General features: G+C 66.2%; 19 protein-coding genes and 1 pseudogene. 9 read left to right on the forward strand and 11 right to left on the reverse strand.

Going from position 1 to position 26382, the window contains the following annotated elements; translation table 11 throughout:
- Positions 1-23: 23 nt before the first annotated feature.
- Together ACSQ2H_RS03210 and ACSQ2H_RS03215 are read right to left on the reverse strand one after the other, a co-directional pair.
- On the reverse strand, positions 24-1142 hold the full coding sequence (locus ACSQ2H_RS03210; protein WP_436060012.1) for a tyrosine-type recombinase/integrase: 1119 nt from the start codon (positions 1140-1142) through the stop codon (positions 24-26).
- 243 nt (positions 1143-1385) lie between these two features.
- Entirely contained in the window at positions 1386-2030 is a 645-nt protein-coding gene (locus ACSQ2H_RS03215; protein ID WP_436060013.1) for a hypothetical protein, read from the reverse strand.
- 196 nt (positions 2031-2226) lie between these two features.
- Between ACSQ2H_RS03215 and ACSQ2H_RS03220 the strand changes: the two genes are divergently transcribed.
- From ACSQ2H_RS03220 to ACSQ2H_RS03240, 5 genes and pseudogenes are all read left to right on the forward strand, one after another.
- Positions 2227-2835, forward strand: coding sequence for a GIY-YIG nuclease family protein (locus tag ACSQ2H_RS03220; protein WP_436060014.1), 609 nt, complete (start codon positions 2227-2229; stop codon positions 2833-2835).
- An 890-nt stretch (positions 2836-3725) separates the two neighbouring features.
- Positions 3726-5561: a type I restriction-modification system subunit M gene (locus ACSQ2H_RS03225; RefSeq protein ID WP_436060015.1), complete on the forward strand. Its 1836-nt coding sequence runs from the start codon at positions 3726-3728 to the stop codon at positions 5559-5561.
- Positions 5558-6850 carry a restriction endonuclease subunit S gene (locus ACSQ2H_RS03230; RefSeq protein ID WP_436060016.1) on the forward strand — a complete coding sequence of 431 codons (1293 nt, stop codon included), beginning with the start codon at positions 5558-5560 and terminating at the stop codon, positions 6848-6850. The genes ACSQ2H_RS03225 and ACSQ2H_RS03230 overlap by 4 nt, the downstream gene beginning before the upstream one ends.
- Entirely contained in the window at positions 6847-7761 is a 915-nt protein-coding gene (locus tag ACSQ2H_RS03235; protein WP_436060017.1) for a GIY-YIG nuclease family protein, read from the forward strand. Before ACSQ2H_RS03230 ends, ACSQ2H_RS03235 begins: the two co-directional genes overlap by 4 nt.
- A pseudogene (locus ACSQ2H_RS03240) lies at positions 7758-10595 on the forward strand (type I restriction endonuclease subunit R); the annotation flags it as partial. The gene ACSQ2H_RS03235 and the pseudogene ACSQ2H_RS03240, both read left to right, overlap by 4 nt.
- Before the next feature lie 371 nt (positions 10596-10966).
- On the opposite strand, the gene ACSQ2H_RS03245 reads toward ACSQ2H_RS03240, so the two are convergent.
- From ACSQ2H_RS03245 to ACSQ2H_RS03255, 3 genes are all read right to left on the reverse strand, one after another.
- Positions 10967-12073: a DNA-processing protein DprA gene (locus ACSQ2H_RS03245; protein ID WP_436060018.1), complete on the reverse strand. Its 1107-nt coding sequence runs from the start codon at positions 12071-12073 to the stop codon at positions 10967-10969.
- Positions 12074-12152: 79 nt separating this feature from the next.
- Positions 12153-14267 (reverse strand): RecQ family ATP-dependent DNA helicase, encoded by a 2115-nt coding sequence (locus ACSQ2H_RS03250; protein WP_436060019.1) that lies wholly within the window; start codon positions 14265-14267, stop codon positions 12153-12155.
- 74 nt (positions 14268-14341) lie between these two features.
- A complete protein-coding gene (locus tag ACSQ2H_RS03255) occupies positions 14342-15181 on the reverse strand; it encodes a helix-turn-helix domain-containing protein (protein WP_436060020.1) in 840 nt (279 codons plus the stop codon).
- Positions 15182-15560: 379 nt separating this feature from the next.
- On the opposite strand from ACSQ2H_RS03255, the gene ACSQ2H_RS03260 reads away from it, so the two are divergent.
- Both ACSQ2H_RS03260 and ACSQ2H_RS03265 read left to right on the forward strand, forming a co-directional pair.
- Positions 15561-16214, forward strand: coding sequence for a 2OG-Fe dioxygenase family protein (locus ACSQ2H_RS03260; RefSeq protein WP_436063543.1), 654 nt, complete (start codon positions 15561-15563; stop codon positions 16212-16214).
- An 85-nt stretch (positions 16215-16299) separates the two neighbouring features.
- Entirely contained in the window at positions 16300-17961 is a 1662-nt protein-coding gene (locus ACSQ2H_RS03265) for a glycosyltransferase family 4 protein (protein WP_436060021.1), read from the forward strand.
- Between the two features lie 3 nt (positions 17962-17964).
- Here ACSQ2H_RS03265 and tauD read toward each other — a convergent pair whose 3' ends face one another.
- The 3 genes from tauD to ACSQ2H_RS03280 are packed head-to-tail and all read right to left on the reverse strand — an operon-like array spanning position 17965 to position 20817.
- Entirely contained in the window at positions 17965-18843 is an 879-nt protein-coding gene (gene tauD / locus ACSQ2H_RS03270; RefSeq protein ID WP_436060022.1) for a taurine dioxygenase, read from the reverse strand.
- 54 nt (positions 18844-18897) lie between these two features.
- Entirely contained in the window at positions 18898-20157 is a 1260-nt protein-coding gene (locus ACSQ2H_RS03275; protein WP_436060023.1) for a DUF445 domain-containing protein, read from the reverse strand.
- A gap of 6 nt (positions 20158-20163) precedes the next feature.
- Positions 20164-20817 carry a type II toxin-antitoxin system HicB family antitoxin gene (locus ACSQ2H_RS03280; protein ID WP_436060024.1) on the reverse strand — a complete coding sequence of 218 codons (654 nt, stop codon included), beginning with the start codon at positions 20815-20817 and terminating at the stop codon, positions 20164-20166.
- 111 nt (positions 20818-20928) lie between these two features.
- Between ACSQ2H_RS03280 and ACSQ2H_RS03285 the strand changes: the two genes are divergently transcribed.
- On the forward strand, positions 20929-21198 hold the full coding sequence (locus ACSQ2H_RS03285; RefSeq protein WP_436060025.1) for a hypothetical protein: 270 nt from the start codon (positions 20929-20931) through the stop codon (positions 21196-21198).
- Here ACSQ2H_RS03285 and ACSQ2H_RS03290 read toward each other — a convergent pair.
- Positions 21195-21962: a sialate O-acetylesterase gene (locus tag ACSQ2H_RS03290; RefSeq protein ID WP_436060026.1), complete on the reverse strand. Its 768-nt coding sequence runs from the start codon at positions 21960-21962 to the stop codon at positions 21195-21197. The genes ACSQ2H_RS03285 and ACSQ2H_RS03290 overlap by 4 nt on opposite strands.
- Before the next feature lie 95 nt (positions 21963-22057).
- Here ACSQ2H_RS03290 and ACSQ2H_RS03295 point away from each other — a divergent pair, with 95 nt between their 5' ends.
- The gene (locus ACSQ2H_RS03295; RefSeq protein ID WP_436060027.1) at positions 22058-23263 is read left to right on the forward strand and encodes an MFS transporter; all 1206 of its coding nucleotides are present in this window, start codon (positions 22058-22060) and stop codon (positions 23261-23263) included.
- Here the strand turns inward: ACSQ2H_RS03295 and ACSQ2H_RS03300 are convergent.
- Together ACSQ2H_RS03300 and ACSQ2H_RS03305 are read right to left on the reverse strand one after the other, a co-directional pair.
- Positions 23248-24486 carry a glycosyltransferase family 4 protein gene (locus ACSQ2H_RS03300; RefSeq protein WP_436060028.1) on the reverse strand — a complete coding sequence of 413 codons (1239 nt, stop codon included), beginning with the start codon at positions 24484-24486 and terminating at the stop codon, positions 23248-23250. The genes ACSQ2H_RS03295 and ACSQ2H_RS03300 overlap by 16 nt on opposite strands.
- On the reverse strand, positions 24483-26366 hold the full coding sequence (locus ACSQ2H_RS03305; RefSeq protein ID WP_436060029.1) for a hypothetical protein: 1884 nt from the start codon (positions 26364-26366) through the stop codon (positions 24483-24485). The genes ACSQ2H_RS03300 and ACSQ2H_RS03305 overlap by 4 nt, the downstream gene beginning before the upstream one ends.
- Between the last annotated feature and the right edge of the window lie 16 nt (positions 26367-26382).

Genomic DNA, 26382 nt, shown 5'->3' on the forward strand with positions numbered 1-26382 from the left:
TTCCCCTTGAATACATTGGGGTATCAGCCTTTTTGGTTGGTGCCGAACCGCGCGTTCTGAGCGCCGGTTTGCAGCTGGTTTGCAAATTCTGTTGCCTTGGCGTTCTCGAACTGGGCGATCGCCTGGTTCGCCAGGTGCCGAGTCGGCGACAGGTAGACCTCTAGGATCCGGGTGGCCGTCGCCAGCGAGTGTTGAGTGATCGCCACGATCTGAGCCACGCTGCAGCCCGCCTCCGCGAGCATGGTCACCGCGGTGCCTCGCAGGTCGTGAAAGTGGAGCGGCGAGCTCTCAAGGCCGGCGAGCGTCATGGCGCTGTCCCACTGATGGCCGAAATAGCGGGCCGTGAAGGGCCTTCCCTCCTTTGTGGTCAAGATGACCGCGGACTGCCGCTCCATCCCGTCCAGCATCGCGCGGAGGGCCTTCGTGCAGGGAATGGTGACCAGCGGAGCCTTCTGGCCGCCGCGTTGGTTCTTGCCGATGCGCAGGGTGAGGTTGGCGCCGTCGTAGTTGCTCCAGCAGAGCTTTCGGATGTCGCCCTGCCTGAGGCCGGTGTGCAGGGCCAGGATCAGCGCGCGCTGCATCGCCAGCGGCGCTGCGCTCATGAACGCCTCGATGTCCGCCGGCAGCCAGATGATGTCCGATCTGTTCGATCTATAGAGGCGCTTGAAGCCCTTCAGGTGATTGGTGTCGATCCGCCCATTGTCCACCGCCCAGCTGAGCATCGCGGAGATCACCGATAGCCTGTAATCGGCCTCACGCGCGCCCGACGCCGTGGCCACGGCGGCTCGCCAAGCCAGCAGCGGCGCCTTCACCTTCGGATTGTTCAGCGCCGTGATCGGCAGGTCGCCGAACTCAGCCTCGGCGAAGGTCAACTTGCGCAGGTACTCCTTGCGGGTGCTATCGGCGAGCTGGGTCTTGAACTCGGGCGACATCGTGTAGTCGCGGATCAGGCTGGCGAACACGCCGGTGGAGTGGCGCTCTCGGACCAACTGCTCGGCGCGAGCATAGGACGCGACGAACTCAGCCGAGCCAGGTTCACCCTCCAGGCGCGCGCCGGTTTCGCGGTGATAGTAGTAGCGAGCGACGCGGCCGTCGCTCAGCCGCTTCTTGACGGTATTGATGCCCCTAAGCGCGACGCGCATTGCGCTTGCTCTCCCACATGGTCAGCGGGTCGTTGACTTCCCGTTCGGTGAGTAGCCCGCTCAGGCGATCCATGGCCTGTTCCAGGAGTACGCGGTCAATGCGACCGCCCGGCAGCGTTGGATTCGGGTAGTCTCCGCGCGCCCGTGCTGTGGCGAACGTGCCCTCGCTTAGTCCTGCAAGCGCCGCGGCCTGCGACACTGTAAGGCCTCTGGGGGTGAGGCCCTGTGGGAGTGGCGATCTCTTCAATCCACGGGCCTCGGGAACGCGTACACGGGGCTCGGTTCGTCCCGCAGGCAACAAACAACAGCTTCAAAGATCGGGGGCAGGAGGGTGACGGAGGATCGCTTCCATCTAAGCTCGGTCGTCGTGTGCCGCAGGGCTTGCTGCGTCTCGGCGAACACGAAGCGGACCAGCCGTCCATCGGAGGTGGTGACTTCTAGGTCCGCCGACCAGCCACGCTGATCGAACGTGGTCTCCAGTTGAATCGCCTGCGGAAGCCAGATCTCGGCTCCGTCTTCGTTTTGAACTGGAGGCTTCGGGCGAATTTTCCGAAGCCCGGTCGCACCAATTTTCGGTAGCTCAAATTCGTTGAGCAGCCTGGCGATGACGTGGATCAGTTCATCGCCCGTGTTGATGTTGAGGTTGCTCGGGACCACGGCGGCCTTCTGGCGCCCGTCCGGGGAGCCTCGCTTCCAAGTAAGCGACTTCTCAAGGGCGGCGGCTGACAAGCGAGCCACGGTCGCTGCGGCTTTGGTGTTGTCGCCCGGGGCGCCCACGCCAAGAAGGAGACTGGCGGCATCGAAAGTCGTCATCGATGCCGCGCTACGGCCGCGGCCCCCCGTTGTAATAAATCCGCCCTCGCGAAGGGTGCGGGCGATCACCGTCACGCTTGCCTCCGGTTCGCCGGAGGTCTCTGCGACGGTCCTAATCAGGGTGGAGAGCCAAGCCATTTCCATTCGTAACAAGTGCAAATGGATCGCGCAACGCCATCCGCAAATATTTCAAATGAGAGCCGGCGGGGGGGGGGGCTGCTTGTTTGCAGAGGCGGCCTGCGCAGATAGCCGCGACGGGGAGGAGTTGACCGTGGATCTCTACGTAGTCGTCGACCAAGTGAGCGGATTGGTAAAGATTGGAACCAGTCAGGATACGAGATCTCGCAGGCCTGGTATCGGGTTCATTCGAGATCTTTCGAAGAGTTACATCGTGAAGGGCTTGGACAAATTCGACGCGAGGAAGGTCGAGGCCTCCATCAAGAGGAGATTCTCTGCTCATAGGTTGCAGAGGGGGCCGGAGTGGACAGAGACGTTCCGTCCTGAGACCTACGAAGACATTGGTCGCCATATTGACTCGTTGAGGCCCTTTGTGGGGCTCGGAGCTGTCGTTAGCCTAAGTGGCGTAGTTCGTGACATTCCTGGATTGTTGGATTCCCCGCCGGCCGCGACGCTCGTGGACTATCCCGCCGCCGCTCTCATCTCATCGACTGAGATCGTGCGCGCAGCGGGCTATGCTGGGAGCCAAGGTGTCGTCTTCAGCAATGTGGCTCGGAGGCTGCGGACGTTCTGCGAGGAGAATGTAGACCTCGGAGATCCCGCACGCGCTGACGTCTGGCGTTTTCCTGTTCGCGCTGTTTCAGCCTGGTGGCTAAGCGAAGGGCGATCCTACGTGGCAAGCGAGATAAAGAAGCGAGAATAGGCCCGTCCCACTCCGTGAACGAGGCCGGGCTCGCGTTTGTGCTGCTCAGCTTGGCGGTGCGGTGCTCCAGTCGCCAGGTTGCTCAAGCCAACGGCGGCGTCGTCTTGGCGGCTGGTCCCGCAGTTGATCGCGCGTCCCTAGGAAGCGGCGTTTGCGCTGCTCGTCGTTCTTCATCCCGCCGTGCAAATTCCAACAGCGCAAAATACAGGGCGACTGGTACTGAGGCGACGCTCAAGACGAGGGCGGCGTTCTTTGCAAGCTCGATCATGGTCATTGGGGTGCCTTCAGGCTCGATCCCTCCATTATAGACGGTCTAGCGTTTTGTACGCGACCACAGGCAGCTAGATCGCGACGAGAGGCCGATGGGTGCGCATCCCGAGGCTCGCCCAGCGCCAGAAGGTTGGGCCAGTGCTTCGCCCCAGTAAGGCAACGCCGTCTGCTATCCGTCGAGCCTTGGTCCAATGTCGGACGGAGACCGATTTGCGGTGGAAGCCGTCGTACGCCTCGCAGAGGCGAGCCGTAGAGCGCCGCAGGCGGCGATTAAGGACGGTAATGTGGGGCCGCTTGTGGGCCTACATTACATATCTTGCCTCTCATTCTGTGATATTAAGTGAAATTGAGTGGAAATCGACGCGGCCGCCAATTTATTTCCGCTTATTTCCGCTTATTTCCGCTTATTCTCACTCGTTCTCACTCGTTCGCACTTATTTTCACTTGTTCTCGCTCGCATTCTGGAAGCGTGGCTGGATTCTCACTGCCTCGCTACTTCTCCGGCAGCCCTGGGTGTTGGATGAGAGCGCCCGCGCCCGTCCAGCGCGCGAGCGCGTATGATCAGCTTGCCTGCACGCGCACGCTGATGTGCTATCCCCGCGAGTTCGGGGGACGTGCGTATGAACCATCAATCGTTGTCGGCTTTCATCTGGTCCGTCGCCGACCTGCTTCGCGGGGACTACAAGCAGTCCGACTATGGCAAGGTCATCCTGCCGTTCACAGTGCTGCGACGGCTGGACTGCGTGCTGGAAGCCACCAAGCCGGCGGTGCTGGAGGAACTGGCCAAGCGCGAGGCGGCGGGCGTCAATCCCGAGCCGTACCTGCTGCGGGCCGCCAAGCAGAGCTTCTACAACACCTCAAAGCTCGACATGGGTCGGCTGGTCGGCGACGCCGACCACATCGCCGCCAACCTTTACGCCTACATCCAGGCCTTCTCTCCGGCCGTGCGCGACATCTTCGAGCGCTTCGAGTTCTTCACTCAGGCCGACAAGCTGGCCAAGGCGGGCCTGCTCTACCAGGTCACCGAGAAGTTCGCCCGCATCGACCTGCACCCGGAGGCGGTCGACAACCACCAAATGGGCTTGGCCTTCGAGGAGCTGATCCGGAAGTTTGCCGAGCTGTCCAACGAGACCGCCGGGGAGCACTTCACGCCCCGCGAGGTCATCGGATTGATGGTCAGCCTCCTGTTCGTCGAGGACGACGACGCCCTGTCCAAGCCCGGCGTGGTCCGCACCATCTACGACCCGACGGCCGGTACAGGCGGCATGCTGTCGGTCGCCGAGGAGCGCCTGTCCGAACACAATCCCGGCGCGCGGCTGACCATGTTCGGCCAGGAACTGAACGACGAGTCCTACGCCATCTGCAAGGCCGACATGCTGATCAAGGGGCAGGACGTCGGCGCCATCGTCGCCGGCAACACCCTGTCCGACGATGGTCACCAGGGCCGCAAGTTCGACTACATGCTGTCCAACCCGCCGTTCGGAGTGGAGTGGAAGAAGGTCGAGAAGGTTGTACGCGCCGAGCATGAGCAGCAGGGCTTCGCCGGCCGCTTTGGCCCCGGCCTGCCGCGCCTCTCGGATGGCTCGCTGCTCTTCCTGCTCCACCTGTTGTCGAAGATGCGGCCAGCCCAGGAAGGCGGTAGCCGGTTCGGCATCGTCCTCAACGGCTCGCCCCTGTTCACCGGGGGGGCCGGCAGCGGCGAGAGCGAGATCCGCCGCTATCTGCTGGAGAACGACTTGGTCGAGGCGATCGTCGCCCTGCCGACCGACATGTTCTACAACACCGGCATCGCCACCTATGTCTGGATCGTCTCCAACCGCAAGCCGGCGGCGCGCAACGGCCAGCTGCAGCTGATCGACGCCAGCGGCTTCTGGCAGAAGATGCGCAAGTCTCTGGGCTCCAAGCGTAAGGAGATGGGCGAGGATGACATCGCCCTGGTCACCAAGCTGTTCGGCGACTTCGTTGAGGCCCAAATCGCCACGGTGGTCGACGCGAGCGGCAAGGAGACCGGCAAGGTCGTGGTGCGGGCCGGCGAGATCCCGCCCGCCGCGCCCGAGGGCGGCAAGGTCAAGTTGGCACCTCTGTCGCGGATCTTCTCCAACGAGACCTTTGGCTACCGCACCATTACCGTCGAGCGTCCGCTGCTCGACGAAGTCGGCGCGCCGGTGATCGGGCAGAAGGGCAAGAACAAGGGCAAGCCCGTCGCCGACAGCGCCCGCCGCGACACCGAGAACGTGCCCTTGATCGAGGATGTCGACGCCTACTTCGCCCGTGAGGTGCTGCCGCACGCCCCCGACGCCTGGATTGACGAGGACAAGACCAAGACTGGCTACGAGATCCCCTTCAATCGCCACTTCTACGTCTTCGAACCGCCGCGTGACCTCGCCGAGATCGACGCCGACCTGCGCGAGGTCACCGACAAGATTAAGGCGATGCTCGAAGGGCTGGCGGCATGAGCTTTCCGGCTTACGAGCGCTACAGCGACATTCACGTAGATGGTCTCGGTCCAATCCCTACCCATTGGGGATTGTCGCGTCTCGGCTACGAGTCGTGGGTGCGAGCCCGGCTAGGGTGGAAAGGACTCAAAGCCGACGAGTATGTCGAAGACGGGTATCCGCTGTTGGCGACGCCGGACATCAAGAACCGAGAAATTGATTTCGATGGCGCGAACCGCATCACGTTGGAGCGCTACGACGAGTCGCCTGAAATCAAGATCGCGCCGGGAGACATCCTTCTGGCGAAAGATGGCTCGACCCTTGGCACCGTCAACATTGTTAGGTCTCTACCTCGTCCCGCAACGGTGAACAGTTCGCTCGCCGTCATAACGCCAGATGCGACTTGCTATGGCCTGTTTCTCTTCTTCTATTTTCAATCAAGCTTTGTCCGGTCGCGGATAGATCAGCTGAAGGGCGGCATGGGCGTGCCCCATCTCTTCCAAGATGATCTGAACCGATTTCCACTGCCGCTGCCGCCGCTTCCTGATCAGATTGCGATCGCTGCGTTCCTCGACCGGGAGACCGCCAAGATCGACGCGCTAGTGGAGGCGCAGCGGCGGCTGATCGAACTGCTGAAGGAGAAGCGGCAGGCAGTCATCTTCCACGCCGTCACCAAGGGCCTCGATCTTTCCGCCCCGATGAAGGACTCCGGCGTCGAGTGGCTCGGCCAGGTTCCGGCGCACTGGGAGGTGGTGCCGATTAAGCGACTCGCTCGTTTACAGAGCGGGGAAGCGATTACTTCAACCGACATCGAGGCGACTGGCTCATTTCCCGTATATGGCGGCAACGGATTGCGAGGTTTTAGCGAACGTTACACGCACGATGGCGACTTCGTCTTGATTGGCAGGCAAGGTGCTCTGTGCGGAAACATCAACTACGCGCAGGGGACATTTTGGGCTTCGGAACACGCCATCGTTGCTCATCCTCTACAAGCCTTCAGCACGCGATGGTTCGGCGAGTTGTTGCGAACGATGAACCTCGGTCAGTATTCGGTCGCAGCGGCACAGCCTGGCCTTTCTGCCGATGCGCTCGGCAACCTGCGTTGCCCGTGCCCGTCCATGGACGAACAGTATGGGATCGCTAACGCAATCGAAGAGGCGCTGAGTATTTTTGATCCCCTGATTGGCGAAGCTGAGTCCGCCATCGCGCTCCTCCAAGAGCGCCGCGCCGCTCTGATCTCCGCCGCTGTGACCGGCAAAATCGACGTGCGGGATGTCGCCGTGCTCACCAAGGAAGCCGACGCCGCATGATCTCACCCGCCGCCGGCCGCTCGCTTGAGCTCTACTACATCGACGGACGCCCCGATGGGATGTTGACCGCCGAGATGTTCAACTGGACCGGGCATGTGCTGATGACGCCCCGCACCCAGCTGAGTCAGGCGCTAAGCCGCACGGAAGCCGGTTACGCTGGTGTCTACCTGCTCCTCGGCGAGCGAGAGGGAGAGCCGCTGCTCTATGTCGGCGAAGGGGAAGACATCTCGGCGAGGATCAAGAGCCACGATGTCGGGAAGGACTGGTGGACAACCGCCGTCCTTGTGACAACGGCGGGCAACAAGTTGAACAAGGCTCATGTCCGCTATCTGGAGGCCCGGCTTATCGAGGACGCCAAGGGTGTTGGCCGCACTCCGCTGGACAACGGCACCAATCCGGCGCGGCCCACACTCAGCGAGGCCGACGTCTCCAAGATGGAGGCGTTCCTGGAGAACCTGCTGATCGTCTTGCCGGCCGTGCGGGTGGACACCTTCATCCAGCGTGCAAGGGCTCCGCGCGCGGCGGCCGCTGCTGTTGTCTTGGCGATGCCGCTCGTTGTCCCCCCGCCTCCGCTCTTCCACTTCGAAGTGAAGCGCCACGGCTTGAGCGCCACCGCCCGGCTTGAGAACGGCGAGTTCATCGTTGAGGCCGGCTCGACAGCCCGCAAACGCTGGGAAGGGGTGCCAACCACCTACACTCCGCTTCACGGGGAGTTGGTGAGATCTGGCGTCCTTCGGGAGGAAGGTGACCGCAACGTGTTCGCCTCGGACTATGCCTTCACTTCGCCCAGCGCGGCTGCGGCGGTCATTGCTGGCCGCTCGACCAACGGCGCCATCTCGTGGGTGAACGACAACGGCCAGAGTTACAAGGATTGGGAGGCGGCGCGCCTCAAAGGCAGCGAAACCGTATGAGCCTGCACAAGGAGATCCGCTTCGAGGATGATGTCGTCGACCATCTCGGCGCGAACGGCTGGATCTACGAGCCCGGCGCGGGCGCGCGGCATGACCGAACACGGGCGCTGTTCGTCGAGGATCTGGTCGCCTGGGTGCGGGACAGCCAGCCCGAGGCCTGGGAGGCCCTGAGCAAGACCCACGGCCCGGCCGCCGCCGAGGTGCTGGCCGACCGGGTTCGCAAGTCGCTCGACGACCGGGGCGTGCTGGACGTGCTGCGCGGCGGGCTCGACGTGGTGGGGCTGCGCCGGCGGCTGGACTTGGCGCAGTTCAAGCCGGCCATGGGCATGAACCCCGAGATCACCCGCCGCTATCAGGCCAACCGCCTGCGGGTGGCGCGGCAGGTGCGCTACTCGACCACCAACGAGAACTGCTTCGACTTGGTGCTCTATCTGAACGGCGTGCCGGTCGCGACCGTGGAGCTGAAGACCGACTTCACCCAGATCCTGCAGGACGCCATCGACCAATACCGCTTCGATCGCGATCCGCGGCCCAAGGGGCATGCGGCCGAGCCGCTGCTCAGCTTCCCCGGCGGGGCGCTGGTGCACTTCGCTGTCAGCAATGCCGAAGTGGCCATGACCACCAAGCTGCAAGGCCGCGACACCTTCTTCCTGCCGTTCAACAGGGGCAACAAAGGCGGCAAGGGCAACGAGCCAAACAAGCTTGGTCATGCCACGGCCTATCTCTGGGAAGAGGTCTGGCAGCGCGACAGCTGGCTGGAGATCCTGGGCCGCTACATGGTGACCCGGCGGGACGCCAAGAAGCAGATCACCGGCGTGATCTTCCCGCGCTATCACCAACTGGACGCCACCCGGAAGCTGGCCGCCAAGGTGCTGGAAGAAGGGCCTGGCGGGCGCTTCCTGATCCAGCACTCGGCCGGGTCGGGCAAGACCAACTCCATCGCCTGGGCAGCGCACCTGCTGTCGGAGCTGCACGACTCCAAGGACGACAAGCTGTTCTCCAGTGTGATCGTGGTGTCGGACCGCAACGTCATCGACACCCAACTCCAGGAGGCGCTGTTCGACTTCCAGCGTATCGCCGGCGTGGTGGCGACGATCAAGAACGAGGGCGGCTCCAAGAGCGGCCAACTGGCCGAGGCCCTGGCGGCCGGCAAGAAGGTGATCGTCTGCACGATCCAGACCTTCCCCTTCGCGCTGGAGGCCGTGCGCGAACTGGCGGCCACCGAGGGCAAGGCCTTCGCCGTGATCGCCGACGAGGCCCACTCCAGCCAGACCGGCGAGGCCGCCGCCAAGCTCAAGCAGATGCTCTCGGCGGAAGAGGCGGCGGAACTGGCCGACGGCGGCGAGGTCAGCAACGAGGACGTCCTGGCCGCCCAGATGGCGGGCCGGGCCGCCAGCGACAAGGGCATCACCTATGTCGCGTTCACCGCCACGCCCAAGGGCAAGACGATGGAGCTGTTTGGACGTCCGCCTCATCCCGACCGCCCCGTCGGCGACACCAACCTGCCTGAGCCCTTCCACGTCTACTCGATGCGCCAGGCCATCGAGGAAGGCTTCATCCTCGACGTGCTGCGCAACTACACCCCCTACAAGCTGGCGTTCCGGCTGGCCCATGAGGGGCGTGATCTCGACGAGAAGGAGGTCGAGCGCAGCAAGGCTCAAAAGGAGATCATGCGCTGGGTGCGCCTGCACCCGCACAACATCAGCCAGAAGGTCCAGATTGTCGTCGAGCACTACCGCGAGAACGTGATGCCGCTGCTGGACGGCAAGGCCAAGGCAATGGTGGTGCTGGGCAGCCGCGCCGAGGCGGTGCGCTGGCAGGTGGCGATCCAGCGCTACATCAAGGAGCAGGGCTACCCGCTGGGCACGCTGGTGGCCTTCTCCGGGGAGGTCAACGACAAGGACCTAGGCGAGGTCAGCGAGACGAGCCCCGTACTCAATCCGGGCCTGAACGGCCGCGACATCCGCGACGCCTTCAAGGGCGAGTCCTTCCACCTGCTGCTGGTGGCCAACAAGTTCCAGACCGGGTTCGACCAGCCGCTGCTTTGCGGGATGTATGTCGACCGGCGGCTGGCGGGCATCCAGGCGGTGCAGACCCTCTCTCGCCTGAACCGAGCCCATCCGGGCAAGGACACCACCTACGTCCTCGACTTCGTCAACAGCTCGGATGAGATCTTGGCGGCGTTCCGCACCTACTACGAGACGGCGGAGCTGGAGAGCGCCACGGATCCGAACCTGATCTACGATCTGCGCGCCAAGCTGGACGGCAGCGGCCACTACGACGACTTCGAGGTCGAGAGGGTGGTGAAGGTCGAACTGAACCCAATGGCGCGCCAATCCGACCTGATCGCGGCTATCGAGCCAGTGGCCAGCCGCATCGTCCACGCCTTCAACGCCGCCAATCAGGCCTTCACGATCGCCGACGCCCAAGGCGACGAGCGCGCGAAGAACGACGCCAAGGACCACATGGACAGCTTGACGCTGTTCAAGGGCGACATCGGCACCTTCCAACGGCTCTACAGCTTCCTCAGCCAGATCCTCGACTACGGAAACACCGAGATCGAGAAGCGCGCGATCTTCTACCGTCGCCTGCTGCCGCTGCTGGAGTTCGGCCGTGAGCGCGAGGGAATCGACCTGTCGGGCGTGAAGCTGACCCACCACAGCCTGAAGGCCGAGGCCAAACGCGACTTGCTCTATGGCAGCGGCGACGCTCCCAAGCTGCCGGGCATGTCCGAGACAGGCTCGGGGAGCCTGCAGGAAAAAGACAAGGCGCTGCTCAACGAGATCATCGCCCGCGTCAACGACCTCTTCGAAGGGCAGCTCTCCGACGATGACCAGCTGCACTACGTCAACGGCTTCCTGAAGGGCCACATGCTGGCGTCCGAGGAGCTGCAAGAGCAGGCCATGGCCAACACGCGGGCGCAGTTCAGCAACTCGCCCACGCTGCAGAGCCAACTGCTCGACGCCGCGATGGACAGCGATGATGCCTTCACGTCGATGAGCCGGCAGGTTCTTGCCTCGGAACGCATCCGCGAAGAGCTGCTGAAGATACTTCTTGGACCGGGCGATCTCTACGGTGCGCTGCGGCGAAAGGCTGGGGCGAACGAGGAAGAGGCGTAGCTCGCCGTCGCGCGGGCAACCGGTGGGGCTTACGCGACAACTTCTGCGCTCCCTGACGCCTAGGTTGTCAGGGGGGAGAGCAAACGCTACGCGGCGCGACTACCGTCCGTCCAGACTTGGTTGTCACTGGAGCGCACCAGCCCGTGGGCGCGCCGTGCCGTTTCAAGCCACCGTTCCACCTGCATAGCTTCTAGCTTGAAATGGGCTGCGATCTCGGCCTCGGAGCGGGGCTGTTGATGGAGAAACTTGCGAAGACGCAGGAGGAAAATCTCAAAGAGTTCGTCCGCGTCTTCGCTGTCCTGAGGCCTGACTCGAAAGGGAGGCTCAAAGGGAAGCTCTGGTGACCGCGCCGCTCTGTGATTTGCCGCTCTGTCTATGAGGTCGCGGATGGTCAACGATGGCCCGGCACTGTTGTCGATGGGCAGTATTCCGAGCTCAGCCAGCTTCGGGTTACCGGCCCTTGTGTTTCCGCCGGTTCGCACCAGCGCGGGAGTCCAATTTTGCTTGAGGTTCTCAATGGCGCCTGACCAAGTGCCACCGGAGGTATCGCTGTCCACGATCACGGCCGTCTGAGCCAAGGCATAGAGATACCGATTGCGCTCCATTGCGTGTCCAACGGTGAAGCGAGCGTCGGGATCGTAGGGGCTCAGAAGTAACAAGCGACCCTGAAGCATGGGAATGCGGTTGCGCTTCACTAGCACTGCGTCTGAAAGGCCTTCCGCAAGTACGCCGATAGCGTGTCCACCGGCCGCCAGGGAAGCGCTCATGGCTTCTCGATCCACGCCACGCGCATCGCCCGACACCACGACAAAGCCCTGGTCAGCGCATGCCGCGCCGAGCCGTCCGGCAAAACTCAGCCCGTCGTCCGTAGGTTCTCGCGAGCCAACAACGCAAATCGCTTCGCGGTCGAGAAGCGCGAGGTCGCCCCCATAGAAGATCAGGGGCCTGGCCGCGCTTCGGAGCTTTGACTTAAAGTGTCCAGGATAACTCGGTTCGCTGCGGCCGACGACGCGAATGCCGGCCTGCTCCCAGCGCTCCATGGCTAGGCTCAGCGCTGCGCCCCGTGATAGCAGCCCGTCCAAGCGCCTCGCGTCGATGACATAGTCGGCGCGTGAACCCTTAATGAGATCGGCCGGACGCTGACCTTTCTGGTGCAGGTCCTTTGCCAGTCGATTGTACTCAGCGGTGGTCAACGGCTTTGTGCCGGACCCTCCAAGGCGACTGACGAGAAGCAGGGTCGCCTGGGTGTCTGCAGGAAGTCTATCCATGCCGCTAGCCGCTCGAGCCAGATGCCAAGGCCAGAACGCACGGATGCACGGGTCCGCTCCCAGCCTTGCGCAGCAATGCGCCAATCACGGTCAGAGACCATTGAGAGTCGGCGATGTCATCAATCAACAGCACGGGCCCGTCTTGGACGAGATCCTCGCGGACTGCAAAGGCACCGTCGAGGTTATTCGCCTGCTGATAGCTGTTCATCATATTTCTCTGCCGCTCGGTGTCACCGACCTTCTCAACGGCTGGCACAAAAGTCAGGCCCAGTCGTGACGCCAGCCTAGCGCTAAAGTCCGGCACAAGGTCTACGCTACGCAAAGAGGGAACGCAGGTAACCCACGTCGGAGTCGGCTCCGGTCCCCAACGCATCTCGACCATTTCAGCGCAGGCTTCGACGAGTTCGTCCGAGAAACGTCCCTCCGCCTTGCCGCCTTCGATTAATTCGCCCCAGCCAGCGTCCCGCCAAAGCGCCAACGCCTTGCCAGGTTCGCATCGCAAAGCCAGTGGAATATTGCCCTTAAAGCCGTACGTCGGGAACGCGTCAGCTTGCCATCGCTTGCGTGGGGCCAGCGGGACCTCGCTCTGGCGGATGAACCGCGCAGCCTTCGCAATAGCTTTCCTCCCCGGCGATACCTCGACAATCGGCCCGCCCAAGCAGTTCGCGCACTTGCCGCACGGACCCGACTCTGGATCATCGAGCGCGCGCGTGAGGAACTCCATAAGGCAGCCGTCGGCCTCAAGGTAGGTATGGACTTCATCGGCCTCCGCCCGTCTTTGAGCCTGCAGGCGCGCGATCTTTTCCTCATCGAGCTGGAACGGGTTTGCTGTGCGGTACCAACGCGCTCCCTGCTTGATCACCGGTGCCGCGTTTGCCACCGCCAGGAGCTTTAGGACCTTTTCGATCTGTCCCTTCCGCAGGTTTACTGCCTCCATGAGGTGGTTGACGGTCACGCCGTCATCGGCCTCATCCAGCGCCTTGAGGATCGCGTTGATCTCGCGTCGAGGTGGGAACGCGCTTTCGATGAAGAAGGTGTTGATCTCGTCGTCCTCATCGCCGCCGAGAAGGATACCCACAGCGTCGTCGATCCCGCGTCCGGCGCGGCCGACCTGTTGATAGTAGTGGACAATCGACTGTGGCGCCTGGAAATGGACTACAAATCCAAGGTCACGCTTGTCGAAGCCCATGCCCAACGCATTGGTGGCCACGAGCGCCTTAATCTCATTGCGAAGTAGTAGGTTCTCAAGTTCCTCCCGCCCGGGCTGCTCTCGGCCGTCTTCGTCAGCTTCGGTTACCTGGCCGTGATAGGCGCGAGCGGCGATACCGTTCTCGAGCAGCCAGGCCGTCACACGCTCGGCGTCTCGGATTGTCAGTGTGTAGACGATGCCGCTGCCGGGAAGTTGAGGGATCGCCTCTGCCAGCCAAGCTAAACGCCCCGCGCGGTTCGGCGACGACGTCGCCTGGAGTCGTAGGCTTGCGCGGGCGAGGGGCCCCCTGAGCAGTAGCGTGCCATCGCCAAGCTGCGCCTGCACATCGGCGACTACCCGATCGTTAGCTGTCGCCGTCGTGGCCAGCACGGCCACATTGTCGGGAAGACGGCGTAGAATACGGTCTATCCGCTGATAGTCGGGTCGGAAATCGTGGCCCCAATCGGAGATGCAGTGCGCCTCATCCACCGCCAAAAAGTGGATTCGCTCGGCGATTGGCAGGAGGCATTCCTGCATGAAGGTCTCGTTGGAAAGCCGCTCCGGCGAAACCAGAAGCAAATCGACCTCATCAGCGGTGACGCGCGCGATAATCTCGTCCCACTGCGCGGCGTTGGTTGCGTTGATGGTTTCGGCGCGGAGGCCGAGCGCGCGGGCAGCCTCAACTTGGTTACGCATGAGCGCCAGCAGCGGCGATAGAATTAAAGTCGGCCCCGAACCCGCATCTCGCAGGATACGAGTAGTCAGGAAGTAGACCATGCTCTTTCCCCAACCCGTGCGCTGCACGAGCAGGACCTTGCTTCGATGATTGGCAAGGCGGTCGATGGCCTCCCACTGGCCCGGCATGAATTCGACCGCTTCGCCGTTCGTGGCCTGACGCAGGAGCGCAAGCGCTTCAGGTTGTGTGACCATCGGTAGTCCCCCTCGGAATTAACAACTCCTGAGGCGTATCGATATCTGTTGGGCCACATCGCGTCACGATCTCATCAGGACGCCGCCGAGGGTGCTGCTCGGCTCAAAGCTCCGCTTCCCGGCGAGCGGATGATCGCCACGCCAAGAGTACCCAGTTCTTTGCCTGCGCGTGAGCGCAGCGCATCGCTAGCAATGCCTAGCTGACAGACGATGGTTCGGTCCGCTTCACTCCAAGTAGCTGGATCTAGGTAGCTTCTCGCTCCACCTTCACCCATGGCTCGCACGACTGCCGCTCTCACCTCTGTGTTGGGAAATGTCGTGCATTCAGCTGCCCAGGGCACCTGAGAATGCTGCCTATGAGGGCGGTGGCGGACATCGGAGGATTGCCGGCGTTGGCGGTGCCATGCGGCGACTGGCCCAGTGGGGGGGACTAGGGGGGATTCGGGTTCAGAAAGGATTGGGCGGGCAGCGGTGTCCGGTTTTCGCGCGCCATTTGCCCGGTTTTGCGATCGATCTCCGGACGGAGCTGTCCGGTGTTCCGCCGCCTTAACTCGTCTGGAAACGCGGGGCAAAGTTGTTACGGGTTCGGGAGCGATTGCTTCGATGGACTCCAAGCCTTTCAATAGCGCCCGGCAGACGTTCGCGTTTCCGCGTCCGCGCGAGACTTCCAGCGCGATGTGCCCATGCGCCACAAGCTCGCTGGTCGCGCGACGGATGGTTCGGACATCGACGCCTAGGTGTGTCGCGAGAAACTGCTGCGAAGCCCAGCTGCCGCCCTTCTCCGGGTCGAGATAGTGGGTCAGGAATGCGCCAAGCACCTTCGAGAACGCGCTCAGCTCTACATCCGCTAGGACCTGGTGCTGCCAGGCGAACTTTTCGGCGTTGAAGCGTCGGGGATTGAGAAGCCTGCTCACGCCGGAAGGGCTCCTGCGCCGGCCCTTGAGCAGCTCAGGCGGTTTGCAGACGTTCCAAATAGGCGTGGACTTTCAATGTGGCCCTGAACCCCCGGTTTGCCGGAAAGTTCAACAAAATCAATAATCCGCAAGAGCCTACGAATCTGAGGGTCGGACGTTCGAATCGTTCCGGGCGCGCCACTTCTTCCTGAAATGAAATCACCATCGTCGGCGGGCTTTTCCGCCGCGGCGTAGCCTGCTCCTTCGCTTGCGGGGTGTGCGGGCTTGAATGTCGCTGTGAACGGCATAGCTGCGGTGCGCCGAAGGGGATGCGCCGTTGCTCGATGATCTGAGATCGCAGGTGGCCAGGGACGGGTTCGCGCGGGTGCGCGGGCCGCAGATGCGCCAATTGCTGCGCGCGGCGCCGCTGGCCGACTGGGACGCCTACGCGGCGAGCTGGGACGACCTGGCGGTGGACGAGTACATGGCCGACGGCGGCCGCTACCGGCGGCGGCGCTACGCGACGCTGGAGGCGCGGCCGGGCCGCGTCGAGCGGCTGCCCCATCAGCCTCATTTTCAGAGCCTCGACTACAACCGCCTGAACGGCGGGGTGGAGCGGTGGTTCGAGCCGATCACGCCCGCGGTTCTCGACCTGCCGCTGACGGAGCGGATCATCGAGGCCTCGTTGGACGTGTTCTCAGCCGCCGCGGGGCCGGACGCCGGGTTTCCCTGGCGGACCGAGATGCACCAGTTCCGCATCGAGGCGCGGGCCGGCGAGGCCGGGCGGCCGACGCCGGAGGGCGCGCATCGCGACGGCGTCGACTGGGTGCTGGTCATGCTGGTGGCGCGCGAGAACGTCGCGGCCGGGGTCACCGACATCTTCGATCCCGCCGGCGCGGCCCTGGGCAGCTTCACCCTGCTGGAGCCGCTGGACGCGGTGTTCATCGACGACCACAGGGTGTTCCACGGAGTGACCGCGATCGAGCCGGTCGATCCGAGCCGCCCGGCCTATCGCGACGTGCTGGTGACGACCTTCCGGCGCAGCGACCCCTAGGCCGCTTGGCTCGGCGCGGCGGCTGTGCGAGAGCACGGGCAGGGGCCGCGGCACGGACGGCGACTTCGAACTGGGGAAGGCCGCCTTGGCACGCAGCATCGCGCTCTATCATCCGTCCGCCGGCGTGCGGCCGAAGCACAATCCGTTCGGCAAGGACGTCGCCAACGTCGAGCTGTTCAAGGCGGTGCTGCGCTATGCCGACGTCGATCGGATCGACTTCCTGACCGGCGCCCAGGTGGCGCCCGCCGACCTCGTCGCGGGGCTGGTCCCCGGTGAAGCGGTGCGTGCGCAGGTCGCCACCACCCACCTGCTCGACCAGGGGCCGCCGACCGCGGCCGGGGCGCTGGTGCGCGGGGTGCCGGAGCTGACCGACATAGCGTGGCTGCGCCGGCAGGTGGGCCTGGAGAACACCTACAGCCTCGTCGGCATGGTCCACACCCTGGCGCCGCTGGCGATGCGCGAGATGATCGCCAAGTCCGCCGTGGCGCCGATGCAGCCATGGGACGCGCTGATCTGCACCTCACCGGTGGTGCAGGAATCGCTGGTCGAGATGTTCGACGAGTGGACCGGCTATCTGGCCGACCGCTACGGCGGAACCAAGCAGATTCGCCCGCACTTGCCGCTGCTGCCGCTGGGGGTCGAGGGCTCGGCCTTCGCCGCCCTGGCCGACCGACCGGACGTGCGCGCCGTGACCCGCGAGCAGATGGGCGTCGGGCCCGACGACGTCGTGGTCATGTGGGTCGGGCGGCTGTCGTTCTTCGAGAAGGCCTTCCCGCAGCCGATGTTCCGCGCCGCCGAGGAGGCGGCCAAGGCGACGGGCGCGAAGGTGCACTTCGCTCTGGTCGGCTGGTTCCCCAATCCGGAAGACCATCGCGCCATGTACGAGGAGGCGGCCCAGGCCTATGCGCCTTCGGTCGCCGTCCACTACCTGAACGGCAACGACGCGGGGCTGGTCGGCGCCATGTGGGCGGCCGGGGACATCTTCCTGTCGCTGGTCGACAACATCCAGGAGACCTTCGGGATCACCCCGCTGGAGGCGATGGCTGCGGGCATGCCGGTCGTGGCCAGCGACTGGGACGGCTACCGCTTCACGGTGCGCGACGGGATCGACGGCTTCCTGGTGCGCTCGCTGGGCGGGCCGGTGGGCGCGGGCCAGGGGATGGTCAACCGCCACCTGCACATGGGTATGACCTACCAGTCCTATGTCGGCGCGGTGGCCCAGCACACGGCGATCAATGTCGGCGACGCGGCGGCGCGGATCGGCGAGCTGATCGCCTCGCCGGAGCTGCGCGCGAAGATGCGCGAGGCCGGCCGTCGGCGCATCCGCGAGACCTTCGACTGGCAGGTTGTCGTCGCCGGCTTGCAGGAACTTCTCGCTCAGCTCGAGGCGATCCGCCTGGCCGCCCAGCCCGAAGAGCTCAAGTACAAGCGCAATCCGACCAAGACCGAACCGTTCGGCGCCTTCGCGCGGTTCGCGACCCAGGTGCTGGCGCCCGGCACCCGCGTGTCGGCGCGGCCGGGCGTGACCCTCGCCGATCTGGAGCGCACACAGAACATCCGGCTCGACCACTTCGCCGGCAATTGGCGCGCCTCGCCGCAGGACAACGCCGTCATGCTGGGGCGGCTGATCGCCGAGGGCGAGCTGAGCGTGCGCGACCTGGTCGCGCCGTTCCCGTCCGGTCGTCAGCAGCAGCTGGGCATGTCCATTGTCTGGATGTGCAAGCTTGGCCTGCTGGACTGGCGCTAGGCCCTACTCGGCCGCCGCCTTCACCCCGGTCGGCAGCCGCGAGCGGTGATAGGGGCGGTCGCCCAGCACCGTGGCGCGGTTCATGATCCGGCGATGGGGCAGGTAGTCGTTGACCGCATAGTGCTGGGTCACGCGGTTGTCCCAGAAGGCGATGGCGTTCGGGCTCCAGCGCCAGCGGACCAGGAACTCCGGCTTCTGGATGTGCTCGAACAGCATGTTCAGGATCGCGTCGCTCTCCTTGCGGCGCAGGCCCTTGATCCGGTCCGTGAAGCCGAAATTGACGAACAAGCCGTCCTCGCCGGTCTCCGGATGGGTGCGGATCACCGGGTGCAGCACCGGCGGATGCTCGGCGACGGCCTTGGCGTGCTTGTCCTCGCCGGCGCCCTTGGCGACGATCCCGCGGGTCGGGAAGCCGCGCGCGAAGTCGTGCACCGCATCCAGCCCTGACAGGAATTCGCGGAAGGCCGGCGACAGCGCCTCGTAGGCGGCCTTGGAGTTCGACCAGATGGTGTCGCCGCCAGACGGCGGCAGCAGCTTGGCATAGAGGATCGAGGCCATCGGCGGCGTCTCGATGAACGTCACGTCGGTGTGCCAGCTGTCGTTGTCGGTCGGGTTGTCCTTGTGGTTGTCCAGGATGAACAGCTCCGGCGCCTCCGGCACTCCCGGATAGAGCGGGTGGGTGTGCAGCGCCCCGAACCGCGCGGCGAAGTCGCGATGCTGGGCCGGGGTGATGTGCTGGTCCTCGAAGAACACCACCTGGTGCTCGAGGAGCGCTTGGCGGATCGCGTGCAGCAGGTCGTCGCTGACCGGCTGCGCGAGGTCGACGCCTTCGATCAACGCCCCGATGGTCGGGGTCAGAGGGGTCACCTTGAACTGGGCCATGTCGCGTTCTCCGCCTGCTCGCCGCATCTAAGCGCGGGCCGGAGAATGGCGCTACTAGAGTCCGAAGGCGCGGCTCGCAGAAAAGATCGCCAGACCCACCAGCCCGCCTACAAGCGTGCCGTTGACGCGGATGTACTGGAGGTCCTTGCCGACCTGCAGTTCCAGCTTGTCGACCACGCCCTTGGTGTCCCAGCTGGCCACCACCTGGGCGACGAAGCCGCCGATCTCGTGGCGACGCGGGGCGATGACCTGGCGGGCCAGGATCCGGGCCCACTCGTTGAGCCGCGCCTGGGCGGTCTCCTCGGTGTGCAGCCATTCGCCGAGTGCGGTCAGCATCTGTTCCAGGCGCTCGGTCAGGCCGGCGCCGTCGCCGTCGGCAAGGCGCTGCTCGATCTCGCGCCAGACGCCGGCGGCCTGTTCGCGCAGGGCCGGGTCGGCCAGCAGCTTGGCCTTCAGGTCTTCGCCCTTGGCGATCAAATCGGGATCATGGGCCAGCCGGTCGATGAAGCTTTCGATCCAGGCCTTCAGCTCCCGGCGCCAGGGGTGGTCGGGCTCGCGCATCTCGACGAGCAGTTCGCCAAGACCGGTAGTGACCTTCTGGGCGATCATCTTGTCGATGAACTTCGGCATCCACTTCCAGGATTTGGCCTCGACCTTTTCCTGGATGGTCGTCTCGTTGTCCTCGAGATAGGCCGCCAACTTGTCGAGGCCCCAGTCGAAGGCGGCTTGCGAGCGACCCTCGTTCCAGAACGCGGCCAGCAGCTTCGAGGCGGTGGGCGCGGCTGGTACGGCGCGGATGGCGGCGACCGCGGCCGAGCCGGCGGTCTCGCGTAGCATGTCGCGGGGCAGCACCTTCAGGATGGTCGGGACCAGACCCGAGAGCCGGCGGGCCAGCCGCCGCGCGTGGCGCGGCTGGCGCAGCCATTCGCCGCCCCAGCGGGCGACCTCGATCTGCTTCAGGCGGCTGTCGAGCACGTCCACGGTCAGGAAGTTGTCGGCGATGAAGCCGCCGAGCGCCTCGCCGATGCGGTCCTTGTTGCGCGGGATGATGCCGGTGTGCGGGATCGGCAGGCCGAGCGGACGGCGGAAGATCGCGGTCACCGCGAACCAGTCGGCGCAGGCCCCGACCATCGCGGCCTCGGCGAAGGCGCGGACATAGGCCAGCCAGGGCCAATGGTCGTCGGCGCGGCTGGCGGCCACGAAGACGATCGCCATCGCCACCAGTAATCCGGTGGCGATGGCCTGCATGCGCTTGAGTTCGCGCAGCTTCAGTTCGTCCCGCGACGTCGTGGTCGCGATCGTGCCCGCCGCCATGCTGGACTAGATCGCCGCGTCGGCGGGTTGGCTCTTGGCTTCCGGGGCCTCGTCCTTGCGAGCTTCGGCTTCCTTGCGGCGCGCCATGGCCGCCGAGATGTTGTCGGCGGTCTTGCGGATGGTCTCGGTCAGCTTGGCGTCGAAGTCGTTGACGCTGCGATTGAAGGCCGAGTCCGGGCCGAGGCTGTCGGTGATCTTGCGGCCGAGCACCGACCATTCGTCCTGCAGCTTGCGGGCGATGGCGTCGAAGTCGGCGCCGGTGCCGGCGCCGATCTTTTCTCCCAGGGCGGTGCGCGCGGACGCGGCGATGAAGCCCGAGCGGCTCATGCCGCGAGTCTCGGCGGCCTGGTCGATGCGCTTAAGCAGCCGCTCGCCGATCGAGATGTTCACCCGCACCGGGGTGTCCTCGACCGAGACGTCGACCAGGAACGGGATCACGCCGGGCTCGGCCGTGACGGCTTCGAGCGCGGTCGGCTTGGGCCAGTCATGGCCGTCGTCGGCCAGGCGCTGCAGCTCCTTCAGCACCGTCTCGCGGGCAGCGACGACCAGGGCGGCGATGTCGGCGCCCTCGACGCTGAGACCAGGCAGGTCCGGGAAGCTGGCGCTGTAGCCGCCGGCCGGAGCGCTGCGGGCCAGAGCGACGAAAACGAGGGTGGTCATGGGGAGGATCCTCCGCGAATAAACGAAGAATAGACGTTGTGTAGTTTTGCGCAAATTCAAGCCGTCGTGTGCGTCTTGGCCGCAGACCCCGGAATCATGCGATCAGGCCGCATGCCCAGCCCGCCCGGATTGCCTGAGTTCGACCTGCCGATGATCTTCGGCGACGCCATGGCCGGACTCGGCTTCCAGTCCGGGGTCGCGCGGCTGGCCTTCGCCGCCAACGTCGCCGACGCGGCGGGCGAGGAGCACAAGGTCAAGTCTGGCTACCTGATCCTGACCCCCAACTGCATGTTGGAGCTGCGCAGCCAGATCGACCAGATCCTGACGGAGCTGGAGCGCCAGGGCGTGATCAGCTTCACGCCGGACCGCCTCGACGGCTAGGGCCGCGCGGCCGTCAGCCTCTCATAGAACCCGTCGCCGAGGCGGACCTGGCCAGAGGCGGTCAGGTGGACGCCGTCGGCGGGCTGGCGCTCGAACGGATCGGTGTCGGTGAGCGTGGTCTTCGCGTCGCCGCCGGCCACCTGCGCCTGGGCCTGACGCACGGCGTCCCAGCCGGCCGGACCGGGCCGGTCGATCTGGCCGATCTGCACGATGGTGTCGGCGTCCCCCCAGCGGGCCCGCACCTGAGCCACGAAGGCCGCCAGGTTGGCGGCGTAGGCGCGCGACTTGGCTGGGCTCTGCGCATCGGTTTCGCCCTGCATCCACAGCACCGCCCGCACGCGCGGGGCCAGGCCATGCGCCGCCAGGACGGCCTTGGCGGCGTCGATCTCGGCGCTGGCGGCGTCCCAGAGGTCGCCGTGCGAGGACGGCGACCAGTCGCGCGCGGCCGGATCGGGCGCCAGGCCGGTCTCGCCGCGCGCGTACTTGACGACGTAGAGCGGCGCGCAGGCGTGGTCCTGACGCCAGCGATAGGCGAACTGCGCCTCAGGTCCCCAGGTCTGCGGATTGTTGGGGGCGCCGGTGTTGGCCGCTGGTTGCAGCGGAACGAAGGCGCGCGCTTGCGGGCTCCAGATCCTGGCCGGGCCCGGCGCGGCGAGATGCGGCGGCAGGTCGGCGGCGCCCAAGGTGTAGCCAAGCGCGTTCGACTGGCCGGCGACAATGATCATGACCGGCAGGCAATCGGGGGCGTTGACGGGGATATCCAAGCGCTTCCTGTTTACTGAACGCGTGCGAACACGAATTGTATAGTGAAGGCGAGCGACCTGTTCGACCAGATCCAGTGCGCCGGGGAGAATATGGCATGACAGGTTCGAGTGAGCGCACGGCGAGTCCGGGCCTGATCATCGCCATCTGCTTCGGCATCGCCGCCCTCGAAGGCTATGACATCCAGGCGTTCGGCGTCGCTGCGCCGCACATGGCGCCCGACCTGGGCCTTGGGCCCTCTCAGCTCGGCTGGGCGGGCAGCGCGGCGATGATCGGTCTGGTGATCGGGGCGCTGTTCGGCGGCTGGGCCGCCGACCGTTATGGCCGCCGGCCGGTGCTGCTGGGCTCGGTGGCGCTCTTCGGGCTGTTCTCGCTGGCCACCGCCCTGTCGCCCAATTTCGAGCTTCTGACCCTGGCGCGCCTGGCCACCGGCCTCGGCTTCGGCGGGGCGATGCCCAACCTGATCGCCATCGCCACCGAGATCAGTCCGCCGCATCGGCGCGCCCTGACCACCACCAGCATGTTCTGCGGCCTGCCCGTCGGCGGGGCGCTCGTGGCCCTGGCCGCCCAGGTCGGCGAGGCCGGCGGGGTCGACTGGCGCATGCTGTTCATGATCGGCGGCGCCCTGCCGCTGTTGCTGGTGCCTGTGGTCTACTTCCTGCTGCCGGAGACGCGCCCGGCGCGCGGCGAGGACGGCGCGCCGCCGCAGATGCTGACCGGGCTGTTCGGGGACGGTCGGGGATTGGCCACGATCCTGATCTGGACGGTGTTCGCGCTCGACCTGCTGGTCACCTACCTGCTGCTGAACTGGCTGCCGTTGCTGGTGGTGGCCAAGGGCTTCTCGCCGGCCGAGGGCGCATCGGCGGCGTTCGCCCTGAACATCATGGCGGTGGTCGGCTCGCTGGCGCTCGGCTGGGCTGCGGACAAGGTCGGCTATCGCTGGCTGCTCATCGCGGTGTTCGCCGGTCTGGCCGGCGCGCTCTACGCCCTGGCCGCGGCGACCAGTCTGCCGCTGATCCTGGCGGCGTCGGGCGCCGCCGGCTTCACGGTCATCGGCGGGCTCTACGTGCTCTACGCCCTGGCGCCGGTCTACTACCCGCCGCAGTTCCGCGCCGCGGGCGCCGGAGCCTCGGTGGCGGCCGGGCGGCTGGGCTCGATCGTCGGGCCGCTGATCGCCGGGCAGTTGCGCGCGGTCGGCTACGGCCCGGGAGAGGTGCTGAGCGCGCTGGCGCCGGCGGCGGTGGTGACGATGGCGGCGGTGTTCGTGCTGACCACCTACGCCAAGCCCTATCGCGAGGACTGAGTCCGGCGCGCGGCGCCCGCCGCGGCGAGGGCGGCGCGCTGCACGCCGTCCGGCAGGGTCGCGAACCAGGCCTGAGGCGAGAGTTGCTCGGCGACACGGCGCTTGCCGGCCGCCGACAGCCGCGCGGCCAGATCGCGGTCGGCTCGCAGCCGGCGCAGCGCCTGGGCGGCGGCCTCGACGTCCGGGTCGGCCCAGGTCTGACCGCGATAGATGCCCTGAGGGTCGTCGACGGCGATCGGCTGCGAGGGGATCACCAGGGCGCAGGTCTCGTCCATGAAGTCGACATTGCCTGACCAGCCGGTGCCGATCACCGGCGTGCCGAGCGCCATGGCCTCGGCCATGGTCAGGCCGAAGCCCTCGGCCCTGTGCAGCGAGATCAGCACGTCGGCCGAGGCGATCAGGCTCTTCACCTGGTCGTAGGGCCAGACCACGTCGAGCACTTCGACATTGGCCGGGGCCTGGCCGCGCAGCCGCGCCAGGAAATCGGGGAAGGCTGCGCCGTTCTGGGTCTTGATCACCAGCCGGGCGGTCGGGTCGTCGGGGAAGGCGCGCGCGAAGGCGGCGATCATCGCCTCGGGGTTCTTGCGCGCCGCCGAGGACTTGAAGTCGAACAGGGTGACGGCGGTGAACCGTTCGTCACGCGGCGCGGGGGCGACGTCGCGATAGTCCTCGATGAACAGCGGATGGGGCACCACCCGCACCGGAGCCTTGGCGCCGGTCAGGGCCGCGCCGGTGAAGGCGCTGGGAACCCAGACCTCCTCCAGGAAGGCGGCGTCCTTCAGCCAGGTCTTCGGCGCGCGGGGCAGCTCCCAGGCCCAGTAGCCGTAGCGCGGGCCGCGGACGTTCTTGGGGCCGAGGAAGGCCAGGGCGGCCAGCAGCTCGGGGGCGTTGACGTGGAAGATCCAGGGACCGGGCGTGCGGGCCGCCTCCGAAGCGCCGATCCAGTCGAGCTTGGCGCCGGCGATGTCGACCTGCTCGACCGGGGCGCCCAGGGCCTGGAAGGCGCGGACGGCCAGCTTGGCCGAGGCGGCGATGCCATAGGAGCCGCCGAAGTCGCCGACCACGCGGATCGGCCCGGCGCTCGTCTGGGCCTCGTGCGGGGCGCGGGCCTGATGGCGAACATAGGCCTCCAGCGCGGGCCCAAGGACCGGCTGGGCCAAGCGGCGGACAGGCTCAGGCGTCAGCGCGCGCCAGGCGCCGCGGGCCGTGGACAGCAGACTCATGCGCTGGCGGACTCCCAGGCGACACCCTGCGCCAGCAGGGCCACGGCGTCGGCGGCGATCAGCCCCGGCGCGGTGCGGAATACGAGCTTGCCGACCCGGGCGGGCGGATCGGCCGGCGCGCCCTGCGGCGTGCGGAAGCGGCCGGCGCCAGCGTCGAACACCAGCGCCTCGCCGCCGGCGGCGTCGGGCGTCCATCGCTCGACCGCCAGCAGGGTGTTGATGGCCCCGGCGGCCGGGGCGCGGCCGGCCTCGACCGGCTCGCGGCGCACCGACAGGCGGGCGAGCTCGAAGACCGGATGGCTGTCCACGATCGGCGGCAGGGCGGCGACGTCGACGCCGTATTCGGCGAGGCCGCCGCCGATCAGCCAGCGTAGGAAGCCGAAACGGCCCTTGAAGCTGGTCAGCGGGAACAGTCGCTGCAGGTCGCCGCGGCTCTCCCAGATCGACAGAAACAGGCGCGGGAACGGCATGCCGCGGGCCAGCTCGCGCACCGGGGCGTTGAAGCCCGAGCGCAGCGCCGTGCCGACCCATTGCGGCCAGGCGGCGCGATGGGCGAGGCCATAGGCGGCGAAGCGGAGCTTGGCTTCCGAGAGGTCGCCGGCCACTTGGCGGGCGGCGCGCAGGGCCAGCTCCGGCTCGGCGAACGCCTCGGGGGGCGCCAGCCGGGCCGAGAACCGACCGTCGATCGATTCAGGGCCCAGCAGCCAGGCCTTCAGCCCGGCCTCGTCGGCGGCGAAGCGGTCGCGCAGGTCGCGCCGCGCATGGGTCAGGGCGCCGACCGCCGGCGCCTGCGAGGCGCTGGTCAGCCAGCTGGTCAGCTCGGACGAGCCGGTCAGCCAGGGGCCGTCGAGGAGACCGCCGAGCGGCTCGCGGATCACCTCGCCGGGGCGCACGGCGGCCCAGGCCTCGGCGGCCGAGGTCAGGCCGCCGCCGAAGTCCTCGCCGGCGCGGGCTGCGGCCAGCATCCGGCGGCGGGTCTCGCGCGGGACCAGTTCGCCCGACGGGAAGGCGCGGTGGGCGTAGGGAATGGCCGAGGCCTCGACATGGCCGTTGCGCAGCAGCGCCTGGGCGTAGTCGGCGAGCAGGGCGGCGAAGTCCGAGCGCGGCGTGACCTTGATGCGGTCCTGGTGCTTGGAGAGCAGGTCCGGCCGGGTCGGGTCGAAACCGGAGAAGTGGAAGAAGGCCAGCGGCTGGCCGTCGACCGTCCAGCCGTCCTCCGCGCGGGCGACATGGCGCCCCTCAAGGTTCCAGTAGGCGAGGTTCAGGGTCGGGGTGCGCAGGATGGCCAGGTCGCTGACCAGCCCCGGCGCCAGGTCCATCCACTTCTGGTCGGTGAACAGGCCGGCGGCGAAATCGACGCGGCAGTCGAAGCGCAGCTTCTCGGCCCACCAGTCGAGCAGATCGAAAATCTCCGGCTCGGCCCGCATGGCTGCAAAGCCGAGGTTGTAGGAGCCTGACTGCAGGATGACGTGGTCGTTGGGACTGGCCTCGCCGCGCAGCGGGCGGGTGGTGTGCGGGGTCAGGGCCAGGGGAGCCTTGGCCAGGCCCTCGCGCACTGCGTCGAGCGGGCGATAGACCCAGATGTCGGGGTCGAAATAGGCGCCTGAGGTCACGCCCTCTTCCGACAGCAGCGCCTTGAAGCACAGCGGCTTGACCGCGGTGTTGAGCTCCAGCGCGTCGTAATAGGCGCACATGGCCGCGAACTCGGGGACCACGGTCGCGGCGTCGAGGGTGCGGATGCCCGGGTCCTTGAAGGCGATCGGGCCGTCGGTTGTGACGACGACGCGGCGAATGCCGGGCTCGGCGCGCTCCAGGCTTTCCATCAGGCTGGCGGCCTGGGCGGCGTAGTTGCGCGAGACGATGGTGAAGATGAAGTCCAAGGTCGCTCCCCGGGGC

The sequence above is a fragment of the Phenylobacterium sp. LjRoot97 genome (assembly GCF_964254345.1).
GTDB lineage: Bacteria > Pseudomonadota > Alphaproteobacteria > Caulobacterales > Caulobacteraceae > Phenylobacterium.

Excerpts from the sequence above, each read along its gene's own strand:
- ACSQ2H_RS03210 (WP_436060012.1), bottom strand. The coding sequence starts at position 1,142 with ATGCGCGTCGCGCTTAGGGGCATCAATACCGTCAAGAAGCGGCTGAGC.
- ACSQ2H_RS03225 (WP_436060015.1), top strand. The coding sequence starts at position 3,726 with ATGAACCATCAATCGTTGTCGGCTTTCATCTGGTCCGTCGCCGACCTG.
- ACSQ2H_RS03230 (WP_436060016.1), top strand. The coding sequence starts at position 5,558 with ATGAGCTTTCCGGCTTACGAGCGCTACAGCGACATTCACGTAGATGGT.
- ACSQ2H_RS03235 (WP_436060017.1), top strand. The coding sequence starts at position 6,847 with ATGATCTCACCCGCCGCCGGCCGCTCGCTTGAGCTCTACTACATCGAC.
- ACSQ2H_RS03250 (WP_436060019.1), bottom strand. The coding sequence starts at position 14,267 with ATGGTCACACAACCTGAAGCGCTTGCGCTCCTGCGTCAGGCCACGAAC.
- ACSQ2H_RS03260 (WP_436063543.1), top strand. The coding sequence starts at position 15,561 with ATGCGCCAATTGCTGCGCGCGGCGCCGCTGGCCGACTGGGACGCCTAC.
- tauD (WP_436060022.1), bottom strand. The coding sequence starts at position 18,843 with ATGGCCCAGTTCAAGGTGACCCCTCTGACCCCGACCATCGGGGCGTTG.
- ACSQ2H_RS03275 (WP_436060023.1), bottom strand. The coding sequence starts at position 20,157 with ATGGCGGCGGGCACGATCGCGACCACGACGTCGCGGGACGAACTGAAG.
- ACSQ2H_RS03280 (WP_436060024.1), bottom strand. The coding sequence starts at position 20,817 with ATGACCACCCTCGTTTTCGTCGCTCTGGCCCGCAGCGCTCCGGCCGGC.
- ACSQ2H_RS03285 (WP_436060025.1), top strand. The coding sequence starts at position 20,929 with ATGCCCAGCCCGCCCGGATTGCCTGAGTTCGACCTGCCGATGATCTTC.
- ACSQ2H_RS03295 (WP_436060027.1), top strand. The coding sequence starts at position 22,058 with ATGACAGGTTCGAGTGAGCGCACGGCGAGTCCGGGCCTGATCATCGCC.
- ACSQ2H_RS03300 (WP_436060028.1), bottom strand. The coding sequence starts at position 24,486 with ATGAGTCTGCTGTCCACGGCCCGCGGCGCCTGGCGCGCGCTGACGCCT.